This window comes from Sporomusa sp., from assembly GCF_035561255.1.
Classification (GTDB): domain Bacteria; phylum Bacillota; class Negativicutes; order Sporomusales; family Sporomusaceae; genus Sporomusa.
The window spans coordinates 1-23,413 of the sequence record NZ_DATMXX010000374.1; the positions used below are offsets into that span (position 1 = coordinate 1).

At 48.1% G+C, this 23,413-nt stretch carries 20 protein-coding genes; 2 read left to right on the top strand and 18 right to left on the bottom strand.

The genetic code is table 11. The annotated features are described in order from the left end of the window. Positions 1 to 119: 119 nt before the first annotated feature. Both VN379_RS21400 and VN379_RS21405 read right to left on the bottom strand, forming a co-directional pair. The gene (locus VN379_RS21400; RefSeq protein WP_325537645.1) at positions 120 to 1,526 is read right to left on the bottom strand and encodes a sensor domain-containing diguanylate cyclase/phosphohydrolase; all 1,407 of its coding nucleotides are present in this window, start codon (positions 1,524 to 1,526) and stop codon (positions 120 to 122) included. Between the two features lie 44 nt (positions 1,527 to 1,570). After that, complete coding sequence (locus VN379_RS21405; RefSeq protein WP_325537647.1) at positions 1,571 to 3,262, bottom strand: HAMP domain-containing methyl-accepting chemotaxis protein; 1,692 nt, start codon at positions 3,260 to 3,262, stop codon at positions 1,571 to 1,573. Between the two features lie 264 nt (positions 3,263 to 3,526). On the opposite strand from VN379_RS21405, the gene VN379_RS21410 reads away from it, so the two are divergent. Both VN379_RS21410 and VN379_RS21415 read left to right on the top strand, forming a co-directional pair. Then, a complete protein-coding gene (locus VN379_RS21410) occupies positions 3,527 to 3,877 on the top strand; it encodes a helix-turn-helix transcriptional regulator (protein WP_325537649.1) in 351 nt (116 codons plus the stop codon). Between the two features lie 347 nt (positions 3,878 to 4,224). After that, entirely contained in the window at positions 4,225 to 4,716 is a 492-nt protein-coding gene (locus VN379_RS21415) for a hypothetical protein (RefSeq protein WP_325537651.1), read from the top strand. A gap of 88 nt (positions 4,717 to 4,804) precedes the next feature. Here VN379_RS21415 and VN379_RS21420 read toward each other — a convergent pair whose 3' ends face one another. From VN379_RS21420 to VN379_RS21495, 16 genes are all read right to left on the bottom strand, one after another. Further along, positions 4,805 to 6,211 (bottom strand): S-layer homology domain-containing protein, encoded by a 1,407-nt coding sequence (locus VN379_RS21420; protein ID WP_325537653.1) that lies wholly within the window; start codon positions 6,209 to 6,211, stop codon positions 4,805 to 4,807. 135 nt (positions 6,212 to 6,346) lie between these two features. Then, on the bottom strand, positions 6,347 to 7,882 hold the full coding sequence (locus tag VN379_RS21425) for an ABC transporter ATP-binding protein (protein WP_325537655.1): 1,536 nt from the start codon (positions 7,880 to 7,882) through the stop codon (positions 6,347 to 6,349). A 31-nt stretch (positions 7,883 to 7,913) separates the two neighbouring features. Continuing rightward, a complete protein-coding gene (locus VN379_RS21430) occupies positions 7,914 to 8,924 on the bottom strand; it encodes a BMP family protein (RefSeq protein WP_325537657.1) in 1,011 nt (336 codons plus the stop codon). Between the two features lie 36 nt (positions 8,925 to 8,960). Next, entirely contained in the window at positions 8,961 to 9,896 is a 936-nt protein-coding gene (locus VN379_RS21435; RefSeq protein WP_325537659.1) for an ABC transporter permease, read from the bottom strand. Between the two features lie 4 nt (positions 9,897 to 9,900). Beyond that, on the bottom strand, positions 9,901 to 10,998 hold the full coding sequence (locus VN379_RS21440) for an ABC transporter permease (RefSeq protein WP_325537660.1): 1,098 nt from the start codon (positions 10,996 to 10,998) through the stop codon (positions 9,901 to 9,903). Between the two features lie 149 nt (positions 10,999 to 11,147). Beyond that, positions 11,148 to 11,795, bottom strand: coding sequence for a GAF domain-containing protein (locus VN379_RS21445; RefSeq protein WP_325537662.1), 648 nt, complete (start codon positions 11,793 to 11,795; stop codon positions 11,148 to 11,150). A 148-nt stretch (positions 11,796 to 11,943) separates the two neighbouring features. Beyond that, positions 11,944 to 12,426, bottom strand: a complete 483-nt coding sequence (locus VN379_RS21450; RefSeq protein WP_325537664.1) for a nucleoside deaminase — start codon at positions 12,424 to 12,426, stop codon at positions 11,944 to 11,946. 197 nt (positions 12,427 to 12,623) lie between these two features. Continuing rightward, positions 12,624 to 13,904 (bottom strand): thiamine pyrophosphate-dependent enzyme, encoded by a 1,281-nt coding sequence (locus VN379_RS21455; RefSeq protein WP_325537665.1) that lies wholly within the window; start codon positions 13,902 to 13,904, stop codon positions 12,624 to 12,626. Positions 13,905 to 13,923: 19 nt separating this feature from the next. Continuing rightward, complete coding sequence (locus VN379_RS21460; protein ID WP_325537667.1) at positions 13,924 to 15,180, bottom strand: NAD(P)/FAD-dependent oxidoreductase; 1,257 nt, start codon at positions 15,178 to 15,180, stop codon at positions 13,924 to 13,926. A gap of 13 nt (positions 15,181 to 15,193) precedes the next feature. Then, positions 15,194 to 16,369 carry a hypothetical protein gene (locus VN379_RS21465; protein ID WP_325537669.1) on the bottom strand — a complete coding sequence of 392 codons (1,176 nt, stop codon included), beginning with the start codon at positions 16,367 to 16,369 and terminating at the stop codon, positions 15,194 to 15,196. Next, positions 16,369 to 17,259, bottom strand: a complete 891-nt coding sequence (locus tag VN379_RS21470; RefSeq protein ID WP_325537671.1) for a 2-oxoacid:acceptor oxidoreductase family protein — start codon at positions 17,257 to 17,259, stop codon at positions 16,369 to 16,371. Before VN379_RS21470 ends, VN379_RS21465 begins: the two co-directional genes overlap by 1 nt. Positions 17,260 to 17,390: 131 nt before the next feature. Further along, a complete protein-coding gene (locus VN379_RS21475) occupies positions 17,391 to 18,083 on the bottom strand; it encodes an acetate--CoA ligase family protein (protein ID WP_325537673.1) in 693 nt (230 codons plus the stop codon). A 28-nt stretch (positions 18,084 to 18,111) separates the two neighbouring features. Beyond that, the gene (locus VN379_RS21480) at positions 18,112 to 19,545 is read right to left on the bottom strand and encodes an acetate--CoA ligase family protein (RefSeq protein ID WP_325537675.1); all 1,434 of its coding nucleotides are present in this window, start codon (positions 19,543 to 19,545) and stop codon (positions 18,112 to 18,114) included. Between the two features lie 31 nt (positions 19,546 to 19,576). Continuing rightward, on the bottom strand, positions 19,577 to 20,632 hold the full coding sequence (locus tag VN379_RS21485; protein ID WP_325537677.1) for an Ldh family oxidoreductase: 1,056 nt from the start codon (positions 20,630 to 20,632) through the stop codon (positions 19,577 to 19,579). 22 nt (positions 20,633 to 20,654) lie between these two features. Beyond that, complete coding sequence (locus tag VN379_RS21490; protein WP_325537679.1) at positions 20,655 to 21,653, bottom strand: hydroxyacid dehydrogenase; 999 nt, start codon at positions 21,651 to 21,653, stop codon at positions 20,655 to 20,657. Positions 21,654 to 21,674: 21 nt separating this feature from the next. After that, positions 21,675 to 23,102 carry a sodium:solute symporter family protein gene (locus VN379_RS21495; RefSeq protein ID WP_325537681.1) on the bottom strand — a complete coding sequence of 476 codons (1,428 nt, stop codon included), beginning with the start codon at positions 23,100 to 23,102 and terminating at the stop codon, positions 21,675 to 21,677. Positions 23,103 to 23,413: the final 311 nt, after the last annotated feature.

Genomic DNA, 23,413 nt, shown 5'->3' on the forward strand with positions numbered 1-23,413 from the left:
GGACTCTGGTCCTATTGACGATTTTAATTATATATGCAATAACCCTTGAAGCTTTCCGGTCCTTATTATATATTTGAAGCAATACACTCTAAAGAGTCTCCCCGCACTATCTCGCAGCATTACAACTCACAGCCAATCAGCTCGACAAAGCGCTTCACCAGATCAGGATCAAACTCAATCCCGGCCAGGGCCTGCAATTCTTTAGCAGCGGCAGCCGGACTGATGGCCTTTCGGTATGACCGGTCATGGGTCATGGCATCGTAAGCATCCACAATATGAATGATTCTGGCCTCAAGCGGTATGTCCAAACCGGCAAGCCCAAGTGGATAACCTGCTCCGTTCCACCACTCATGGTGTTTAAGAATCCAGTCTGCAACAGGTGCCAGTTCTACAGTTAGTTTAGCAAGATGAAACCCTGTTTCCGGATGGCGGTGCATGATCGCCCACTCATCTGCAGATAATGGTCCAGGTTTTTCTAAAATAGTCTCAGGAATTAAGACTTTGCCAATGTCATGGAACTGTGCCAACAGCCGCAACTGATTAATTCCCTCTTCTGTAAAACCGAGAGCTGCTCCCAGGCAGGCCACAGTGTGCTGCATACGCTCACAATGCCTGCATAAGCTGGTGTCTTGCATGAACAGCGGGTTTATCACTGTTTTCAGCAAATTACTGCTTATTAGTTGAATATGCCGCATTTTCTCCTGATACATCCCGGCTTCAGCCCGTTTAACCAAAGAGAAGAAATCGTTCTGCGATAAATCACCGACAACATGGCCGATAGCCATATTAAATGGAAGTAAATTATGCTGCTTACGCTCTTCTTTAAGCTGTTGCCGGATAGACTGAATAATCGAATGCATGATCTCAGGGGTGGCATTATAGATGACACCGGCAAATTCGTCGCCGCCGGTGCGCAACACAATGCCCTGCTGGCTGACGGCGCTTTTAATGATATTTGACGCCGCTTTCAGCCACTGATCACCGGCATCCCGCCCGATAATATCATTGACCAGTTTCAGATTATCTATATCACAGATCAGCACCCCGGCGACCTGTACTTGCCGCTTGTGCAGCTTGTAGGGCATTTCCTCAAAATAATTATGGTTATACAGGCCTGTCAGTGGGTCATAATAACTGAAATATTTTAAATATTCCCGGATGCGAACCTGACTGGTAATATCCCTGCCAATGCCAATAAGCCCGATGACTCTGCCTGCAGCATCACAAACAGGCAGTCTATTCACCTCAAAAAATCGTTTTTCTCCATCTGCCGCTAACTGACTATCCTTAGATGCGGTGATCAATCGCTGTTCACAGACAATCTGGTCTTGTTTCCGGTATTCAATTGCCTGTTCGGCAGGATGAAAGTCAAAGTCGGTTTTTCCGATAACATATTTTGGGGGTAATCCGTACAGGGTATTAAAAGAATCACTGACAATGATATAATGGCCATTTATATCTTTCATCCAAATAATGTCCGAAACATAATTTAACATTGATGCTGCTAACTCAAAACTATGTTCCATGTTGCCGCCTCCATACAGGGGTAGGTCAATTGCCGTTTTTTTGATCAAATTGTAAACCGTCTAACCGCATTTTGCAATTCTTCTGCCATTTTTACCAGTGCTTCACTGGATGCAGCAATCTCTTGTGACGCTGCCGATTGTTCCTGAGTAGCTGCCGATACGGACTGCGTATGCTGGGAAGCCATCTTACTGACATTGTCAATTTTCCTGACAGCAGTAACAATGTGCTGGCTGCCCCCGGCCATCTGTTGAATGGCTGCTGAGATTTCTCTGATTTGAGAGGATTGCTGCTCAATTAGGCTCACAATTGAGTTAAAAACATCTCTTGTGCTATTGATAACTGCTGTACCGGCTTTAGTCTCCCGTGTTCCTGCCTCCATTGCCATAACAGCCTGATTGGTATCTGCCTGAATTAGTCCGATTAAATCAGTAATTTGCTTGGTCGCCTCCTGGGATTGCTCAGCCAGTTTCCGTACTTCATCCGCCACTACCGCAAATCCCCGGCCCTGTTCACCAGCCCGGGCTGCTTCAATAGCCGCATTCAATGCCAACAGATTGGTTTGTCCGGCAATACCGGAAATCATAGCAATAATCTGCCCAATCTCCTGGGAACGGTCACCAAGGCCGGCAACAACGTCAGCTGAATGCCTGACGGCGTTTTCAATAGTAGTCATTTGATTGATGGCACGATCGACTTCCTGACTGCCACCGGCTGCAGCTTGAGCAGTCCGGGCCGAGGTCGCGGCAACCATGTCCGCATTGGCTGCAACTTGCTGAATCCCTGCCGATATTTGTTCAACCACCGCCATTGTTTCATTAACCGCTTCCACTTGACGTTCTGCCCCTTGAGCCACATTCATGACAGAATCAGTCACCTGGTTAGCCGCCTTAGCCGCCTGTTCAGCACTTGCGGTAAGTTCCTCCGAGGAGGCCGCAACCTGCTCGGCATTTGACTGGACAGTCTGAACCACATCCCGCAAATTCAGCACCATAGTTTTAAAAGCCTGCTGTAAGTCACCGATTTCATCCTTATATTTCACTTCAATGTCATGATTAAGTTTACCGCCAGCGATCTCACCTGCTGTTGCAACTAACAAGCCTACAGGCCGGGTAATAGACCGGGCACTGAAAAAACCGATTAGAACACTGACCACTATACTTAGTAAACTAATCGTTATACTAATCGACTTAGTTGCATGCATATCTGCAATGGTCTGGGAAAAGACTGTCTTAATCTGGTTTTCCCGGAAAGCGGCATATTCATTGGCCTTACCCGTAAGCGCCCGGGCTGCAGGTGTAAGCTCCCGGACGGCGAGATTAACAGCTTCTTCATGTCTTCCAGCAGCTTTCAGGGGAATAATCTTGTTTTCAGCAATATCCTGGTAGACTCCGGCTAATAGTTGCAGTTCCCCAACAAGCTTGCGTCCTTCTCCGGTGGTAGCAGATGCCAGTAACTCCCCGGTCAGTTTTTCATTCGTCTGACCAAATTGCCTGGCTTCATCAAGCATTGACTTATTGCCTGTCAACAAATAACCCCGGATATCACTAACCTGGTTGGCCGTATTAAAAGCCACTGCATTTGTTTGCATCAACCGTGGAAGATTATGTTCCTGAATCATTTGGATGATTTGATCGGCTTGACTAACTTTATATACCGTAATTCCTGAACCGATCGCATTGATCAGGACGACCAACAAAAAAAAGCCAATAGTCTTAACGCCCAAACTTAACCGCATCTTACTATCACCATCCTATCCTAAATATTCTTGTATTCATTGCTGCAAATCAGAATATCGGCAAAAGCCGCATCCTGTATAAATAGCACTTAATTTGTCACTTGCTTTGCGAATTTCAACATAAATTACTCTTTTTCGCCAAGTATTGCACTTATAATTATATTTCTTTGAATCTAAGAATGTCAATCATCATTTAACAAATACTAAGAATATTTCCCATTAAATGATAATAACAGCTAAAATAGAATTAAAGGAGGCGTACTATTGAATCCCAAAATTGCGTCAAGGTTGAAACTCGCCCGGGAGCGCCAGAATTTGACTCAGGTTGAGGTCTATCAACTCACTGGGATTAACAACAAGACTTTGTCCGGCTATGAAAATAACGTCAGCGCTCCAGATCTGAATACACTAGTAATTTTAGCAAATCTATATGAAACCTCTTCTGATTATCTATTAGGCATCATAGATGATTATACCCCGAAGGCAACAACCTCAGCGCCAATTGATCTTACAGAAGAAATCCCCAACCTGCCAGATGAATATAAGGAAATCATTTATGCTATGATCCGTTTGAACAAGCATGCTAAAAAAGGGGCTCGCTGCTACAAGAAATAAAATTATTCCTACCACAAGACCTTCGTAATTATCTGAAAATGCTAGAAACATCGTTCTGCCAACGCAACAAAGAAAAACACACAAACGATTTTTGACTACACACCAACAGACCGACTCCGGCAGGAGCGGTCTGTTCCACCGTGATTTCTATCTAGACTTTTCTGCTGGCATCTTGTCACACTTTTGTCATATTTATCTGCTATACTGACAACTAACCGTCGTCATCAGTACCGCTTATTTTTAGTAATAATAGGATACACATAGGAGAACCAACAACGCGGTACGCAGACGACTTGATATAAAAATATACCCATCTGTGAGACTTAGTGAAGAAAAGAGGGATTCCAATGAAAAAAACAATACTTGCGCTATCCGCTTTACTGCTTGTCAACTGTATCCCCGTTTTCGCAGCCCCGCTCAATGACCTGACAACAGGCCAAACCGCCATTGGCGTTGATAGTGACACTTTCTACCTGGAACACAAACTAACCAATAACTTTACGCTGGGCTACCAGGACGTGGACCGTGGGCGTTATGGCAGCAGCGATGATATTTATGGACAGTTTCAAATGACCAACGAGCTTAGAGGCATTATCGGCAACCGTGATTTCGGCTCTGACTCCAGCGTATATTTAGGACTGGGGTTAAACGGACCACTTTCCCCCAATGCCACAGGCTACGCCTCCTTTGTCGCCAGCGACAACTTCAAAGAATTGCAGGCTGGCGCTAATTTCAATATCGCCCGCAATGTTGATCTGAATGTCAATTATCATTCTTTCATGCCTGATGCAGGCAGCAATGAGAATGGTGTTGGTGTTGGCGCAACCCTTAAATTCTAACCTAAAATTACATAGCAACAAAAAATCTGACCTGCAATAAAGCAGGTCAGATTTTTTCATATTATTTCACACAAGTAACCGTAGTACATTAATAATAAAGTTCAAGTTTGGCCTGATAGGTTTGGTTTTTACCCTCGCTGATCGCGCCGTTGGTTACCCCTTTATTTTTAATCTCCAGGTCCTGATATTCAAGCGAGAATACTACATTCTTGGCAACAACTTTAGAGTAAGCCAGGAAGAGGGCATTGACGTTGTCACTGCCTTTATAGTAGAAATTGTACGGGGCTGAATTGGTATTGGAAACGGCAACTGTATCAAAGTTTCCTGAACCAGGTGCAAAGGCACCGGGATCAATGCTCCGGTACTGAACCATCCAGGCATCTGTACCGGTTTTAGCCGGGTTAACAATGCCCAGAACCTGATAAGCGAGAGCCGGCATGCCTTTACTGTTGGTTACCTGAACCATCCAGGCATTAGGATTGCGATCCAGGCCTACACTCCCCTCAAGCCTTGTGCCGATATAGTCGCCAAAAACCAGTAAATCGCCGATTCTGGTGTCAAAACCGACAAGGTATCCTTGCGAGCTGGTAAAGCTCTTGCCAGCAGCAACATTCAGATTGGTCGAATTACCAGGGGAATCGCCCCAGTAGTAGCCGGTTTTCACATTGACGTTATTCGCTTTCCAATCTAACTGGGCTGTAGTAAAACCGGAGTTGTCCGAAGTAGTTGATCCTAAATTTGTGCTAGGTCTGATATTGCCTGTCCAGCCGGTAAACTTCACATCACCAAACTTATTAGTGATAGTAATACCGTCTTTATTGCCAGGACCGCCGATAATGCTATGACTGAAGAAGTCAAGAGCCGTCCGGCCAATCCGCACCGAATCCACGCCCAACACATTTTTGGCCGTAACATTAGCCAGATCAAGTTTTATATCTGAGCCAGAGCCACCATACTCGCCCGCGCGGGTGTGACCATCTGTGGCAATCCGTCCTGTCCAGGACCAGTCTTCATTGATTGTGCCCCCGAATTTAATCCGTTGACGGAAGTCAAACTGGTCGGAATGGGACAATTTCGCCGGCATGTCAGAACTGGGGCTGTCACCGATATAACGCAGCCGGGTTTCCCCGCTCACCCAGGTATTGGTTTTGCTTTCCACCTTGGCTATACGCACTCCTAAACCGTTAAGCTCAGATGCAAACTCGGCTGACAGTTTGTCAATCATGGCTTTTTGTGAGGCATCGGCTTTCTGATATTTTTCGATGGATTTGGAGACAAGAATAGCTACTTCATAGCGGCTCATGGCCCGGTCGCCCCGGAAGGTTCCGTCTTCGGAACCATCAATTAATCCCGCTTTTGCCAGGTCAACAACCGCCTCGTAAGCCCAGTGCCTGGCAGGAACATCACTAAAGGATGTGTTGGCAGCATAGGTGGTACAAGCTACTGCGAAAGTTAGTGAAGCCGTTAGTGCAAGAATTTTTACAGATCTCTTCAACGTCAAATCCCCCTATTAAATTATGCTATAACAATAAACACACCTTTAGGTCCCCAAACCCTCCTTCCGGTTAAACATCCTGTATCAAACCAACCGCAATGGCGGTTGGTTTGTTTTTATTACAAGCAGCCGGACTCACATTGCTGCAGGCAGCTCATCTTGCATACCAGCCATGAGCATACCCAGCCGATGTTCATCGGCAGCTTGTACAGGGAGCACATCCATAATGCGGCCATCAAAGAAAACAGCCACACGATCACTCAGCTTTGTAATCTCTTCCAGATCCTCTGATATCAGTACTACAGCCATGCCCTGCTCCCTGGCTTTTAGCAGCATAGTATGAACATATTCGGTCGCCCCAATATCCAGTCCCCGGGTAGGATAGGCTGCAATCAGCACCTTGGGACTGCGGGTGATCTCCCTGGCCAGGATTAAACGCTGGATATTGCCGCCGGACATTCGGCCTGTCGCCGCATCCAGGTTCGGGGTTTTAACCCCGTATTCTTGCACCAGTTCGTCACTACGGGAACGGATCGCCCCGTTTTGCAGGAAACAGGAACGGGCATAGGGCGGCAGATGGTGATCTTTTAAAATCATGTTTTCCCAAATGGAAAAAGAGGCAATTGTACCTACATGCAGCCGGTCTTCCGGAATATAGCCTAATCCTTCGTCAATAATCCGGCGTGGTTCCAGGTTTGTTATGTTGGTGTCCCCAAGGACAATACTGCCAGACTCAGCCTTGCGCAAACCACTGACAGCCTCAGCAAATTCTTTCTGACCATTGCCGGATACCCCGGCAATGCCCAGCACTTCCCCGGCACAAACATTAAGTGATATGCCCCGCAAAGCAGGTGTTCCCTTATCACCGGTTACAGCCAGCTCGTGGACAGCAAGCATGATATTACCGGAACAGTCGCTATAGGCCCGCTCAAAGACCTGCATATCCCGGCCAACCATGAGACAGGCCAGTTGTTCCGGTGAGGTATCTGCCGTCTGCACGGTGGCAGCTACGCGACCGTCCCTTAGTACAGTCACCCGGTCACTAATCGCCATAACTTCACTTAGTTTATGACTGATAATAATGACCGAACGCCCTTGCGCCGCCATTCGCCGGAGTAATCCCAGCAGTTCTTCCGCCTCCTGAGGTGTCAGTACAGCGGTAGGCTCATCCAGAATCAAAAGCTGTGCCCCCCGGTACAACGCCTTGACGATTTCAACCCGCTGCTGCTCACCAACACTTAGCTGCCAGACATAGGCGTCCGGATTGACAGCCAAACCGTAGTTTGAAGCAATCTCACGAATCCTGGCAGCCACCGACTTAAGATCAAGAAAAGGCCCGGTACCGGAATCCAGCCCCAGTGCAATATTCTCGCTCACAGTCAGCGTGGGAACCAGCATGAAATGCTGATGGACCATACCGATCCCGGCATCAATGGCCGTGCGCGGGGAATCAATAGACAGCACCTGGCCATTGATCCGGATGTCACCGCCATCAGGCTGGTACAAACCGTACAGGGTATTCATCAATGTGGTTTTACCAGCCCCATTTTCCCCCAGCAGCGCCAGTACTTCCCCTGACCGGATCTCAATACTAACCCTGTCGTTACTGAGTACGCCCGGGAATCGTTTGATTATATCCCGCATCTCCAAATGCTCAATTGTTTGGGTCACAGTGTCCACGCTCCCCGGTCATTACTTTTTATTATTTAGATGTATCAATTTTCAGTGCCCCGCTGGCAATGTCTTTCTTGGCTTTTTCTACCGCATCTTTTACATCCTGCGGGATTTTGTCAGCTAATTTAGGGTTATATTTGAGTTCAAGAGTACCATCGGCAAAAGACAGAACCATAGTTTGGCCGCCAATTGTACCGCCTTTGCGCAGCTCAATCATTTTAGCTACGATTTTTTCCCAGTTATAGGTTTGGGCAGCAAGCACTGTTTCAGGTGCGATGCTGCTTTGATCCATATCAGTGGACAACCAGTAGACCCCTGGTTTTGCGGCAACCGCCTTGATGGCTCCTGGCACCTGCTGGGAAGAACCCGTCAGAATATCCGCGCCGGCGTCCATATGGGTTTTCGCAATTTCGGCTGCTTTTACCAGATCACCAAAAGAACCGGTGTACGCAATCCGGAGTTTTACGTCAGCATTGGCGGCAGCAACCCCTTGCTGAAAGCCTTTGTTATATTTGATGGCATCGCCGGCTTCAACCGGCCCTACAATACCTACAGTTTTGGATTTAGACATTTTTCCGGCCATCAAACCAAGCAGATAAGCGCCTTCCTGGGCTTGAGGCTCATAAGCAAAAATATTTGGTCCGCTTTGTGCCCCGGTGCCATAGGCAAATGTAATTTTAGGAAATTCAGGGGTGATTTCTTTTAAGATTCCATAGTATTGTGCACCGTGAGCGATAATAATGTCATAGTCCTGGGTTGCATATTGCCGGATAGCAGCACTGGCATCTACCGGTTTACCCATTCTTTCGCTTACAGCCAGTTCAATTTGATCATTCTTTTTTAAGGCCTCATACATGGACTGAGACCAGGCCAGATCATCAATCGTACTCGGAATAACCAATGCTACTTTAATTTTTTTGGCCTTTGGCGCTTCTGCCGCCGGAGCCGGAGACTTGGTGCTACCACAACCGGTAAGCAGTAATGAGACAGCTACTATAGCCATCAGCAGCAGTTTTGTCAGATTCATGATACGATTCATTGTTTTTCCTCCTAAATGTTAAATAGTATTTATCTGCTACCCCCGGGCGCCGCGATCATAGGGCCGGCCAAGCGCCGCTGGTGCCCAGATGCGCCCGTAGGTCATAGCCAGTGCAACAATGGTCACTACATAGGGTAAAATAACTGCCAGTTCATAGGGGAAATTAATCCCAAGAACCTGCACCCACAACTGAACAGAGTCAGCCATACTGAAAAGAAGCGAGCCAGCCAATATCCCCCACGGGCTCCAGCGGCCGAAATAAACCAGAGCTACAGCGATAAAACCACGACCGGCCGTAATATTGTCGGCAAACATGTGGGTGTTGCCCACAGTGAGCGCTGCCCCGGCCAAACCAGCCATCATGCCCCCTAAAATCAGGCATTGATAACGAATGCCGTTAACACTCACGCCCAGTGTATCAGCGGCCTGGGGGGTTGTCCCCACCGCCCGTACTTTAAGACCCCAATTGGTCTTAAACAGCACCACCCAGCAGACCGGTACCAGCAGAAAAGCCAGATACACGATGGCAGTGTGTGAGAAAAAAGCCTGGCCAACGACCGGGATGTCACTCAACACCGGAATACTAATTGGTTCCAATCCTTTAATAGTGGTAATGCCGCCAACATATAACCGGTAAAATAAACCGGCTATACCCCAGCCTAGTAAATAAAGGCCAATGCCGCTAATCCCCTGCTCGGCCTTTAAGGTAATGCTGACAACCCCCATGATGAGGCCCATAGCAGCGCCGGCTACCATTGCAATCACCAGGCCGATATAGGCATTGCCGGTTGTTAAGGTTACAAAGAAGCCAAAGAAGGCACCTATCAGCATCACCCCTTCAAGCCCCAGATTATATATCCCTGACCGCTGGGTGAACATCTCACCCAAAGCGGCCAGCAGGTACGGCGTCGCCAGGCGAATACCGGTAGCCACAATGCCAAGAATGATTCCTTGTCCCATGGTATTATCCACTGAATTACCCCTCCTTTACCGCCTTACGGAAGCATTTATTGAAAATGTTGTTTAGGATTTCAGGTTTGCGTAACACGATGTCTGCTGAAACAATGAACAAGATAACCAGCCCCTGGATGATTAAAACGATTGCCGAGGGGATGGCCACAGCCCGTTGCATCATATCGGCCCCCAGAATCAAAGCGCCGAACAGCACCGAGGCGGGAATAACCCCAAGCGGATGCAGCCGGCCAAAGAGTGCCGCAACAATACCGCTAAAACCATAACCGGCTGAAATATCCTCAAGGGCCCGGTGATGCACACCTACGACCTCCACCGCTCCGGCCAGTCCGGCAAAACCGCCTCCCAGCAGCATAGCCAGCACCAGATACCGCTCCACCTTAATCCCGGCATACCGCGCTGCGTCAGGACCTGACCCCACTGCCCGCATCCGGTACCCCACCGTTGTACGCCACAAAAAAATATATACTAAGACAGCAAGCACCACTGCCAGCAAGAAGCCGCTGTGCAGGCGGGTTCCGGGAATGATCCGCTCCAGCCAGAGGGCATGAGGTAACAGCGCTGTTTGCGGAACCCCTGTCCCTAAAGCTACTTCCTGCGGATCAATTAAAAAGATCCGGATTAAGAATAAGTACAATTGTGCCGCAATCTGGTTCAACATTACCGTACTTAGTATCTCGTTGACGGCCAGCCGGGCTTTGAGCCAACCGGCCAACCCGCCCCACATGCCACCAGCCGCCGCTCCACCAAGCAGCACAAGCGGCAATAGCAGTACAGCAGGCATAGCAGGGAAGGCAAGCGCAATGGCGGCAGCCGTGACAGCCCCCATCAGCATTTGTCCCTCACCGCCGATATTTAAGATACCGGTACGGAATGAAACAATAATCCCCAGTCCAACCAGCAAGAGCGGTGTACATCGCACCATTGTTTCGGAAAATCCAAAACTGCTGGAAAAAGGACCGCTAATCATTACGCCATAAGCGGTTATCGGGTTGGAGTTAGCCAGCAGGATAAATATTGCGCCTACAGCTAAAGCCCCGACAATAGCACTAAATAACACCAGACCTTGAAGCATCCATGATTTTTGAACGAAATTCTTCATGTAATTTCTCCTTTTTGAGGGCGGTTTGAGCAAATAAAAAACACTCTGCGCCTCAATAGAGACTGCAGAGCGTCTGTGCTCAACTTTGTATTTTGCTTGTCATGATTGTATCTCATTATGAGACTGTTGTCTAGAGGGTAGCCCTCAATTTAAGAAATTTTATATTCCTTGAGTTTGCGGTATAGTGTTGCCCGGCTGATACCCAGCATTTCAGCGGCCTTTTCTTTGCTGCGGGCCTGGCCATTGACTTTAGCCAGTGCTTTCATAATAGCCTCTTTTTCCAGGTTATTCAAACTGAGCTCAGACTGGGTAAAGCCATTGGCTGCTTGCCGGCCGGCAAGCTCGCCGGCGATAAGTTCCGCCATCTTCTCAATAAAGTGCAACATCCAGTCCCGGTTCTTCATCAGTCGCTCAGTATGCACCGGATCAAAGCTAACAAGCCCAATTACCCCCACTGGTTCGCCGGCTAACATAATCGGCGCCGCCATTTCTGCATCCTCCACACACTGCCCCCGCTTGGGGCAGGGGTCACATAACGGATGTGTTCCGGCGTTTTCAATGACAACCGTATGGCGGCTCTTCAGCACATGCTGATAGACAAAACCTTCCACCATAACCTGACCCAGCTGTCCCTGACAAGCCCCAGTACTGGCAATACGTATCATATCGGTGTCGACAACCTCGACATCAATTTTTAATACTTCCTTTAGCGCTTCAGCTGTTCTTTGAACAATCTGTTCGATGCTGCGCAAAGCCGACATTCTCTCACCCTTAAGTTGCCGTTGATCCGCAGTCATCCCCGGATCTGGCAATACTTCCCTTTGTCGAATCTAATGAAAAAGACTCTGCACAATACATTGCACAGAGCTTCATTGCTCGCTGAGTGGTTAATCTGTCAAAATTATATCTCATATTGATACAATTGTCCAGCCTTAGCAAGTCAGGTTATTTCCAGTATCCCTGATGAACAGCCAGCACTTCCTGTTCAACCTCAGGTACTGGCCCTATTACCTCAATAGTCTTTTGGCCTCTGGCAAAGATCTCCCGGCAGGGAAGGGTGAATGTTGGGTTTTGCTCATTACTGCCGGTAAGCGCCAGCAAACTGTTTTCACTGATCCCGTAAACTACCCGGCCTACATTCCCCCAATAAATCGCCCCTGAGCACATTGCACACGGCTCGGCTGTAGAAAATAGGGTGCACTGCCACAGCTGGGCTTTGGTGTATAACTTAGAAGCCCTGGCCATCAAGGCCGTTTCCGCATGACCGGTACAGTCGGAGGTAGTGATCTCAATGTTCTCCTGTTCCAGGATAACATTGCCGTCTGCATCAACCAGAATGGCCCCAAAAGGGGTGTTGCCATGCTCCCTTGCTTTTTGCGACACTTTAACCGCCTCGCGTAGGTAATGGATATTATCTTGCCACGCCATACATTATCACCTGCTTCTATAAAATCTGTTGTGATTGATTGTAACAGAAGTCTTGCTGTTTAAGCAAGAGAATTACATTCCATTGCTGGCGGTAAACCGGTTTAAAATTACAATAAAAGGAACATCTCCCTCTGCCGCCCGAAAGATGTTCCTAAATACCACTTCTCATCATTTTTTAGCTTGAGATCAGAAACCTACTACACATTACTTACAGCAATTCGCTTGACTTGTGCAAATGCCTGATCCACATACCCCTGAAGCTGCCTGAGTTCTTCCTCGGACAGATGGGAGAAACGTTTCATCATCCGGGTAAAATCCCCGATAGGCACAGGATTCCGGACCTCATGAGTCAGTTTAATCCTGCCGTTTTCTGCTTCCCACAAGGGGAAGTAATTGGTTTCAACCGCTGCCTTTGTTACCTCAACAACCCGGCTGGGATCGAATTTCCAGCCTGTAGGACATGGCGCTAATACGTGAATATAGGCCATTCCTTCTTTTACAGCCTCTTTGGCTTTGATCAGTTTACGCATAAAATCTTCCGGATAGGCCAAGGTGGCTGTTGCCGTATACTTGATCCCGTGGTAAGCCATAAGCAGCGGTACATTTTTGGGAGTACCCTGGCGGCCCCGTCCCCGGGTTCCTACCTGGGTCGTATTCGTCCAACTGCCAAAAGGGGTTGTGCTGCTCCTTTGGACGCCGGTATTCATATATGCCTCGTTATCATAGCAAATGTAGAGTATCCTCTCACCACGCTCAGCAGCAGCAGATAGCTGACCAAAGCCAAGGTCGGCGGTTGCGCCGTCGCCGATGATGGCCAGGCAGATCGTATCTTTGCCAATATGCCGAAAGTATCGCGATACCCCGGTAGCGCTTGAAGCAACCTGGGTCATCAGGGTTCCGTAGTAAGGAACCCTGGCCTTAGAGCTTAATACATTACAGCTTGGTGCCCCAAACAGCACAATATCTTTGCCTAATATCCGTAAAGCATGCCGGTCCACCAGTTCCATGCCGCAGCCGGCACAATAAGGCAGCCCGGGGGATAACAGGTCTTCGCCCATTTGTCCGGCCATAATACCAGCCTTGTCATAGGTCAATATATTGTTAGGGCAAACCTTGCTGCACTGCGGGTCATCAGTACAGAGATCACATTTCTGCGATTTATGTTCAGTCAGTTTTGGGGAAATTCCACCATAAGGGCATACCAGGTTACAAATACTACAGCCAACACACCGGCCAGAGTCTAAGACCACCTTCCCATCAGCAGACTGGCTTATCGCCCCGGTGGGACAAACCCCGAGGCAATCAGGCTGGCTGCACTGGTTGCAGGTTAATACTGAATGAAACTCCAGCTCCGGCAGATCAATTTTCTCGATGACAGGTTCCAAAACTGCACCGGTCCTGCGACTGCAGGCTTCGATACAGAGGGTGCATGAGGGCGGGCAGTTCGTATCGCTAATCACGAGGGTATTATTTAACATTGTTCTTCCTCCTTTACAGTTAAACCGCTTGGGTTTTGCCCTGCTTGAGCATTAACCAGCAGGCGGTTTCCCTCGGCTTGGCAAGTAAAAGTTCCTGATACTCCGTAACTGGAATCTTTTTTCTAATGAGATTAAGAAACACGCCGGGATGAATCAATTTCATGTTAAGGGCTTCAACCCCCACTAAACAGTCATCTGTAAATATCAGTTTCAGTGAACTGCCACCTGCTTGTTTTTCAAGCGTCTTATACCTAGAGCCCGACTGAATACCGGTAAGACCAACACTAAACAAGCTTTCATCAAAGCAGCGAAGATAGTTGCCGGGAATCCAGCCGGAATATTCCACCACTTTCCCAGCCATGTTGGCTCCAGCTATTTTCCCTTGTAGAACAGCCTCTGGCAGGATGGGACAGGGAGCGTTCCGGCCATCATAAAAAGAGGGTGCGGCAGCGACATCACCCGCCGCATAAATATCAGGCAGATTGGTTTCCATATGCCTGCCAACTTTCAAACCGCCCTCAATGACCGGGATCAAATCATTGTCAATCAAATTAGGGGTCACACCGGTAGCAACAAGCAGCCGGTCAACAACTAATTTCTCATTATTACTTAACATGAGTTCAAGCTTATCTTCAACTTTTCTCACTGAGGCAAGCGTATTATTGGTGCGTATTCTCCCACCGTGCCTGCTAAATGCCTGTTCAAGCACTGCAACATTTTTAGGACTAAAATATTTCCGCAATAACGAGCTTCTGGCGATAATTGTCACCCTATGCCCGGCCATACAAAGCTTTTCCGCAGCCTCGACAGCCACCAGACCGGCACCGTAGATAGCAACGGTTTGTTTGTCAGTCAGAGTCCGGTGCAGCTTTTCAAAATCGCTGAATGTTCTAAACGTATAGATCTGATCTGGCTCCAGGTTTTCAATTGCCGGGATTTGGGGAGCGGCCCCAGTGGCAATAAGCAGTTTGTCATAAGCCTGACATTGCCCGCTTGTAAATTTGACCTCTTTAGTTTCATGTAAGACAGCTGCAACTTCTTTACAGCAAATAAGGTTTATCTTAAGAGCCGCCAGGAGATCCCGTCCCTTAGCAAACAGCTCCTTCTCGGTCAGTTCCTCATTAAGCAAATACGGTAATACAGCAGGTGAATAGGGCAGAGTTTCTTCCCGGGTAACCAGGGTAATGCCTGCAGCTTTATCACAGGTACGGATGGCCTGGGCGGCAGCCAAAGCGGCCGGACCAGCGCCGATAATCAAATGTTTACAGCTATCCATAGCGACCTCCTTATTAATCCCAAATCAGCCAGTTGGTTTCTGCTGTTTCTTTGCCTTTCAGGGCAGCAACAGTAACATACAGGGCCTTTTCAATATGGTCTGAGGTAATGTCAGTATTGCAAAGTCCATCAATAAAATCGAACATACGGGGGGGATTTACCAGGTCTGCCAACACAGCTTTGGCTTCCATATGTAAATGGCCGCAGTTCCAGCCTAAACATATACTGCGGTCAAGAACCGCCACACCTTTTTTACCTGCTAAAATCTCAGCCAGCCTTTCCCGTGGATAGGGCCGGAACACTCGCATCCGGGCTAAACCGGCTTTGATGCCTTTTTCCCGGGCCTGATCGATAACAACTCTGGCCGTCCCGGCGCAGCTGCCGGCAGTAAGAATCAGGATTTCGGCATCTTCACTCCTATAGGTATCGACCAACCCGCCATAGTGCCGACCAAAGCTGGCTGCAAACTCTTTTTCTATTGCTTCTATTTTTGATTTGGCCCGCTCAAACGCTTGCATTGTCTTGTAGCGGTATTCGGCAAACTCTTTACCTACAATACTGGGACTAAAGTGCAGATTTTTCCCTGAAACCAGATTCGGCCGCGTACTGTTTTTTACGGGTTCCAAGAATTTATCAACGTCTTCCTGGTTAGGTATATCTACCCGTTCTGATAAGTGGGAAAGATAAAAGCCATCATAGGCCACCACTACCGGCAACAGAACTTCCGGATCTTCGGCCAGGCGATAAGCCATAATTACCGAATCTAAAATTTCCTGGCAGGTTTCGGGTTCAATTTGAATCCAGCCGCTGTCCCGGATACTCATGATATCCTGGCGTCCGCCACCCACACCGCGCATTGACGGAGTTTCCCGCGTAACATCGACCATAACGGCGGGGATACGCATACCGGCGCAATACATGAGCGCCTCGTTCATATAGGCCAGCCCCCAGGAGGAAGTGGCGGTAAACACCCGGCCACCGGCTACACCGGCCCCGGTAATGACGCTCATGGCCGTGTGTTCCCCTTCCACCTCGACCATCTCACATTTGAGCTGCCCTTCAGCATGAAAATGGGCTAATTCTTCAGCAAGTGGTGTCTGGGGCGTTATTGGGTACATTGCAACAACATCCGGGCGTGATAGAAGTACGCCATTGGCCGCCGCCTTATTACCGGTAAGTACTTTTATCATTAAAGAACCTCCTCTGCTTTCATCATTATGGCGTGCGCCGGGCACTGATTGGCGCATATGCCACAGCCTTTACAGTAATTCAAATCCGGGTGGTAGTAGCCATCCTGACCAAGCTTCATGCTGCCGGCAGGACAATAAATACTACACCAGCCACATAGCCTGCAGGCCGTTTGATTTGGCTGTGGTTGTTTATACCGCCATCCACCGGTCTGTGTTGTTATCAGCTTTTTATCAACATCATCCCAGGCAGCATCAAACGTACTTGTAAACTGAGGCGGCTTTATTGTCACATAATCGGTATCAAACCCCTGATGATCTGGTGCAGGTTCCACCGGTTTGTCAAAATGGGTTACTTTGACCTCTTTATAGCCGCGCTCCAGACTTCGCAAATTTTTTGCTAGAACAGTCCCGGTAAAATACAAGCCTAACGCTTGCCTGAGATCATCCAGCTTTACCAAACCGGTCGCACTGGCAAACGCACCCATCATACACGTGTTAGTAATCGGGGTTCCGGTTTCTTCCAGAGCAATACCTACCCCATCTACAGTTGCCAGCATTTGCTGGTTTACATTTAAATTGATAACATTTTGCTCGTGCTTAGTGTTGGCAATGATCATACCGCCACTTTTAAACCCGTCATAATTTGATAAAACCTCTGTTAAAGATTCGTCAAACATTAGTAAAATATCCGGACGGTACACACGGGTTCGTTCCCGGATCGGCTTTTCCCCAAACCGGGCGAAAGCCATAACCGCTGAGCCCCGCCTTTCTACACCAAAGGACGGAAACACGGATGCATATTTACCACCAAAGACAAAAGCGTTGGCCAGCATTTCTGCGGCTATTACAGTTCCCTGCCCGCCCCGGCCATGTAACCTTATCTCTCCCATACAACCAACCCCCATTCTTATCTCGCCAACAGTCATCACCCCCTACCCCGTAGGTAGAGAATAGACAGCTAAGAATTGTTATCTTTTACAGCCATATTTTACGATTACTGGAGCTACCTAACTTTTACTAATTATTTTAAAACAAGACGGGCATCTACCACCGTACAGCTATCCGGATAACAGAAAACAGGATTAAAATCTAATTCCTTAATTTCAGGAAAGGCTGCCAGTAGTCTCCCTGTATTAACAATCACTTCACACAGGGCCTCAATATTACAAGGTTTTTCGCCCCGCGCCCCCTGCAATAATTTATAAACCTTAGTCTCTTTTACCAGCCTAAAAGCTTCTTCCTTATCCAGCGGAACCAGCCGGAATGACACATCCTTAAATACCTCTACGTAAATCCCGCCTAAACCAAACATAACAACCGGACCAAACTGGTCATTTTTTAAACCACCAACCACTACTTCAACGCCTTTTGGCATTTGCTTTTGGACAATCACCCCAGCTATTTCGGCTTTGGGTGCATGCTTTTTAGCATTATCCATAAGCTGCTCAAACGCTTTTTTAAGCTGCTCTGGGTTATAAATGCCGGTAATAACACCGCCTACATCCGATTTATGGATGATTTCCCTGGAAAATATTTTAATTACTACTGGATAACCCATATTTTGAGCCTCTGTAAGACATTGCTCCCTATCGGCTACCAGGGTGGCCGGCGGACAGGAAATACTAAAACTCCGGCAAATTTCCTGGGCTTCAAGCTCGGGAACTACGGCATCCCCGTTAGAAACACTTTTTTTGATGACTTCCTGGCAGTCCATAGTGCACCTCCTATACTATCCCTATGCATTAGCTGTTTCTCTGCCGGTATGCGCTGTATCTAACCATATTTACCATAACCCTGGCTGCATCATCGGGGAATTCGAAGGTTGGCAGACCTTCCTCCTCCAGAATCTTTCTGCATTTGGCTACGGCATTACCCGCCAGCATGACAGAAAGTAACGGTTTCTTTTTTCCCTCCGGCACTGAATTATACCCTGCCAGCAGCGCGGCTGCTAATTCCTCATCTTTAATAAAGCCGGGAGGGGTCGTCATAAAGATGATTCCGTCAATCCCGTCATCCCTCATCAGCAGCGTTAACACGTCAGCATGCATTTTGGGGGTTACCGAGGCTGTCATATCAATATACCCGTCTGGATTGCCAATATTGGCACTGGCAGCCAAATGCCCGGCAATCTCTTGCTTCAGTTCATCCGAGAGGTGTGCCAGTGTGATTTCCCCGGTAGCCACAAGCTCATCAACACAAATGGTGCTTGGCCCGCCGACGACGGTAAGAATGCATATTCTGTTGCCTTTAGGCAATGGCATCTTATCAAATACCCGGGAGGTATGATAAAACTCAGCTACGCTCTGGGCTCTAATAATGCCGGCCTGGCGGAATGCACCATCATAAATATCATTGTTGCCGGCAATGGAAGCAGTATGGCTTTGCGCTACATTGGTACCCATGGCAGTTTTTCCTGCTTTTATGGCGACAATGGGCTTCTTAGCTGTAACCTTTGCTGCTATATCAAACAAACCACGGGCATCATTAATGCCTTCCAGATACATAGAAATTACTTTAGTGTTGGCATCATCGGCCATATAAGTTAATAGTTCTCTAAAATCGACGTCAGCCATATTTCCTAAAGACACAAACTTATTTATCCCCACCAGCCTCTGATCACTGGCCCACCGCAGGAAAGAGGTAGCAAATGCTCCACTTTGACTAATGATGGTAACACCGCCCCGGGGGGTATTAGGCGGGACACTAAATGTGGTGTTAACCCCATTAACCGTATCTGCCACACCTTGGCAGTTAGGGCCTATGACCCGGGCGCCACTCTTTTTAATTGTTGCAATCAACTCATTCTGCAGTTGCTCTCCTGCGGCAGTTCCCATTTCCTTGAACCCGGCAGTAACAATGGTAACCGCCCCGGCATCACCTTTTTCCTCACGCCGTTTTTGAATCTCCCGGGCCACGCTTAAGCTATTTTGCGGACCAACGGCAAGGACAACTAAATCAACCGGTGCAGGTATGGATAATAGGCTTGGATAGCAAGTAAGCCCGGCTATTTCATTCTTAGTGGGGTTTACCGGGTAAACGTTGCCATTTATGCTCATCTGCCTGGCAAATTGCAGAATCTGATTATTAGGGCTGCCAGGTGTGGCTGAAGCGCCGATGATAGCTATTCCTCTCGGTTGAAAAAAATCATCAATTTTTGCGGTAACCGCTTCTACCATTTCTATCGCTCCCTCCTGCTTGCAGCTATTTCTATTGTACATTCAGTTTCTTGCTCCACTCCTGCAGCGTGTTCCAGGTAGCTACCGGTATGGCGACACCTTGCTCTGCCCTGTATTTTGCCGTGTTAGCTTCAATCTCGCCCGGCAGGAAAACCTGGCTGAACCCTTTTGCCAGCTTTGATCCTTTCAGCTCGGTCCGGCTTTGCTGCATTCCGGTAAAAAAGTCATCCAGTGGCAAGAAATCATCCACATTGACAATCACCGCAAAATGGCCGATATTTTGCGCATGTTCCAGATCGCCATACAGAGAGGTTATATTCTGTCCATGGTTGGAACCGGTCATAATCCCTGCCATAATATCGATAATCAATGATAAGCCATACCCTTTGGGACCACCTACCGGCAACAGCAGCCCTTCCAGCGCCTCCTTAGGATCCGTAGTTGGCTCACCTTCTTTGTTCAAGGCTATACCGTCCGGTAGTTTTGTTCCTTTTTGAGCGGCGACAAAAACCTTGCCCCGGGCGCTGGCACTTGTTGCCATATCCAGGATAACCGGATCCCCCTGGCTGGGAACAGCAAAGGAAATAGGGTTGGTTCCAATACAGGGCGTCACCCCGCCCCACGGAGCCATCAACGGCGTGCCGTTAGTCATAACAATAGCTGCCATGCTGGCTTTAGTTGCCATCTCGGTATAGTAACCCAGCGCACCGCAGTGATTGGAATTGCGCACTGCCACAGCACAAACGCCTGCCGTCCTGGCCTTCTCGATCCCCATTGCCACTGCCTTGCTGAGCGCAACCTGGCCTAACCCGCTCTGCGCGTCCAGGAGTATCAGACCGGCTTTCTCCTGAACTACCTTTAGGTCAGTAACAGGATTAACACAGCCGGACTGAATGCGCTTAAGGTAAATGTCCAGCCAGCGAACACCATGAGATTCCATACCTTTAAGATCGGTATTCACCATGACATCGGCGGTGCGCTCTGCCTGTGACTGAGGCACGCCCACCTTTTCAAGCAGCTTGGCAACCACTGTTTTCAGGTCCTGCGGGCTGATTGTTGCAGTTTCGTTGTCAATTGTAACATTCATTACACCACTCACTCCCTATTAATTATTTCACCAATCTTTCCCATACCTGGGGATTGATAATATTGCCAGGTTTCCTGCCGCAGAACCAGTCGGCAATGGCCTGCGCAGAACCTATTGCCAGTCTCTCCACAGCTTCATCGGTTGAACCGGCAACATGAGGCGTCAGGAAAACATTTGGTGCGTGAAACAGCGGATTGCTGAGACGGGGCGGCTCCTCCCGGAAAACATCCAGAGCGGCACCGGCTAGGTTACCTTGAATGAGCGCAGCGGCCAAAGCCTGCTCATCAATCAGTTCACCCCGGCCGGCATTAATCAGATACGCAGCCGGCTTCATCATCCCGAGTGTAGCTGCATTGATCATATTCTCCGTTTCTTTAGTCAGCGGCGTATTTAAGGTGATGAAATCGGCCTGCCGGTAAATTTCGTTAACATCGGCAACCAGAGTAATACCTGACGGCACTTCGCTTCGGTAAGGATCATAGGCCAGCACCTCCATATGCAGGATTCCAGCTGCCATCAGGGCTATTTGCAGCCCGATTTTCCCCAGACCAATAATCCCCATACACCTGCCGGGAAGTTCATTGCCGCCTAAATTAAACCTTTTTACCAAGCCGGGGAGAGAAGCACCGGTTTGGATAAGTTTTCCAGTCCGCAAGGCAGTATCGCCCTGAACCATTTTGCGAGATAGCATCATAGCCGCTGTGATCACATATTCTGCCACCGAATAGGCGTTGGCGTCAGGTACGTTAGCAACCAGAATATTAAGACTGTCGGCCGCCGCCAAGTCAATATTATTAACACCTATACCATGCCGCCCGATAATTCTAAGCTGTCTTCCGGCCTCCAATACCCTGCTTTCCAATTGGCTGGTACGGATAATAATCCCGAATACATCGTCCTTCACTAAATCAATAAGTGTTTCAGTGTCTGTTGAGGGTGACACTACCACTTCAAGTCCAGCCTGTTGTAAAATTCTCATCCCTGATTCATGAACAGGTTCAACCAGCAGCACTTTTGTCATAACTACTCACCGCCTTAAGCTTCAATTTAACGTTCTTATTTCCGGACTTCCGGTTTGGACCTTCCTCCGGATCAGGTAATCCAGCACCATAACCACTACCGGCGTGATCAGGGCGATATAAATATTGTCAATTCCCCAGGGATTGCCCATAACCATCCAGCCAACAGTTCCCACCACACTGAGAAGCAAAGCAACCATACCGCCTGTTTTGGTTGCCATGTGTGGCGCATAAAACATGAATAACACCAAGATCGTTATCGCGGTCCGCAATGCCCGTGCAAAAAAGAAGGTCTTAATCATGCCTGGTACAAATAAAGCAAAGGGTATCGGTAAAAAACCTATGACAATAGCCATGATTCGCGTAGCCCAAATATTATGTTTTTCACCCGGCTTTATCAGTGGGATATAAAAATCTTTCATGATGAGAGCAGTGGCCCCCAGCTGGCAGGCCAGAATAGTTACGAAGGTAGCTGCAATCATAGCGGCAGCACAGATACCGACAAGCCAGGGATTCATGAGATCAAAAAATGCCGGTAAGGCCATTACACTTTTTATGTCGGGAAAAATTCCCCTGGCAAGAACGCCGATATAGGCGGATATAAAACCAATCGGGAAAATAACGATACCGGCAATAATCGTTGCCTTTCTCGCATCCTCCGGCTTAGGCAGCGAGCTGATGGACTGGAGCACATACTGAGTGGAAAAAATAGCCCCGACATTGGCGATCACCCAGGCAATCAGTTGAGGAAAGCCCACCCCGTCAACTAGTGAGAAATGAGCTGCCGGAATATTGTCCAGCAGCACCGGTTTGTCCTGGACAATCACCCAGGCCGTCCCGGCAATGATACACAAGCCCAGATACTTAAAACTTGCGTGGATAATATTGGCTATGCCAACACCCTTAATGCCGCCGAATGCCACATTCATCGTTGCACATATCGCAATGATAAATATAGCGGACTCAATGGAAACATGCAGCAATGCCCCCAGAGCTGCCGCACCACCGGTAAAAGCAGCAACATTCACTGTGGTCAGGGCCACCGCCATCGTTACCGAAACAAGCATTCTTACCTTGGAGCCGTAGTGCTTGGATAGGGCACCGGAGATGGTGTATTCGCCCAGGGCATTCATTTTAGGTGCCAGAAAATAAGAGTATAACCAATACCCGATCGCCAGAGTGGATGAATTCCAGGCAACAGCCATACCCTTTTCAAATCCTCCCTGGGCTGTGCCAACGGTGGCACCTGGTCCAATAAACTCCGACATAAGCAGGATACCTACTACCCAGACCCCCATTTGATGTTTGGCAGTCATAAAACTGTCAGTATCCTTTGTCGTCTTTATCGACCACATGCCGACTACTGTGGTAATGATGATGTAGGCTACTGTACAACCGAAAACAATCCACGCCTTGTCCATTTCTCTCACCATCCATCCTCTTTTTTTCATTATCATGCTTCCAGCTCAACTATCAGTGGTTTTCCAGCCCCCCTTTACTTGTTCTAACTTCGCTCTCATTTTTCACCTCCTTTGCAGCACCGTGCGACATGATCGTCCATTGTTCACATATTTCACAATAGCAAATAACCGGACATTGAATTCATAACATGGTTTTCACAACTTAACCTATCTGTTATTTGCAATCCATCACGCCGGATTAACTATAAAACTAATGTATTAGTTATTATTTTTTACAGATGTAAGAAAATCAGATATTCTCTCAACTCACTCTTTTCAGTAAATTCAGTATTGTCTTACTC

Bases quoted from the DNA above. Each gene is read 5' to 3' on its own strand.
- VN379_RS21400 (WP_325537645.1), bottom strand. From the start codon at position 1,526: ATGGAACATAGTTTTGAGTTAGCAGCATCAATGTTAAATTATGTTTCG.
- VN379_RS21405 (WP_325537647.1), bottom strand. From the start codon at position 3,262: ATGCGGTTAAGTTTGGGCGTTAAGACTATTGGCTTTTTTTTGTTGGTC.
- VN379_RS21415 (WP_325537651.1), top strand. From the start codon at position 4,225: ATGAAAAAAACAATACTTGCGCTATCCGCTTTACTGCTTGTCAACTGT.
- VN379_RS21430 (WP_325537657.1), bottom strand. From the start codon at position 8,924: ATGAATCGTATCATGAATCTGACAAAACTGCTGCTGATGGCTATAGTA.
- VN379_RS21440 (WP_325537660.1), bottom strand. From the start codon at position 10,998: ATGAAGAATTTCGTTCAAAAATCATGGATGCTTCAAGGTCTGGTGTTA.
- VN379_RS21445 (WP_325537662.1), bottom strand. From the start codon at position 11,795: ATGACTGCGGATCAACGGCAACTTAAGGGTGAGAGAATGTCGGCTTTG.
- VN379_RS21450 (WP_325537664.1), bottom strand. From the start codon at position 12,426: ATGGCGTGGCAAGATAATATCCATTACCTACGCGAGGCGGTTAAAGTG.
- VN379_RS21455 (WP_325537665.1), bottom strand. From the start codon at position 13,904: ATGTTAAATAATACCCTCGTGATTAGCGATACGAACTGCCCGCCCTCA.
- VN379_RS21460 (WP_325537667.1), bottom strand. From the start codon at position 15,180: ATGGATAGCTGTAAACATTTGATTATCGGCGCTGGTCCGGCCGCTTTG.
- VN379_RS21465 (WP_325537669.1), bottom strand. From the start codon at position 16,369: ATGATAAAAGTACTTACCGGTAATAAGGCGGCGGCCAATGGCGTACTT.
- VN379_RS21470 (WP_325537671.1), bottom strand. From the start codon at position 17,259: ATGGGAGAGATAAGGTTACATGGCCGGGGCGGGCAGGGAACTGTAATA.
- VN379_RS21475 (WP_325537673.1), bottom strand. From the start codon at position 18,083: ATGGACTGCCAGGAAGTCATCAAAAAAAGTGTTTCTAACGGGGATGCC.
- VN379_RS21480 (WP_325537675.1), bottom strand. From the start codon at position 19,545: ATGGTAGAAGCGGTTACCGCAAAAATTGATGATTTTTTTCAACCGAGA.
- VN379_RS21485 (WP_325537677.1), bottom strand. From the start codon at position 20,632: ATGAATGTTACAATTGACAACGAAACTGCAACAATCAGCCCGCAGGAC.
- VN379_RS21490 (WP_325537679.1), bottom strand. From the start codon at position 21,653: ATGACAAAAGTGCTGCTGGTTGAACCTGTTCATGAATCAGGGATGAGA.
- VN379_RS21495 (WP_325537681.1), bottom strand. From the start codon at position 23,102: ATGAAAAAAAGAGGATGGATGGTGAGAGAAATGGACAAGGCGTGGATT.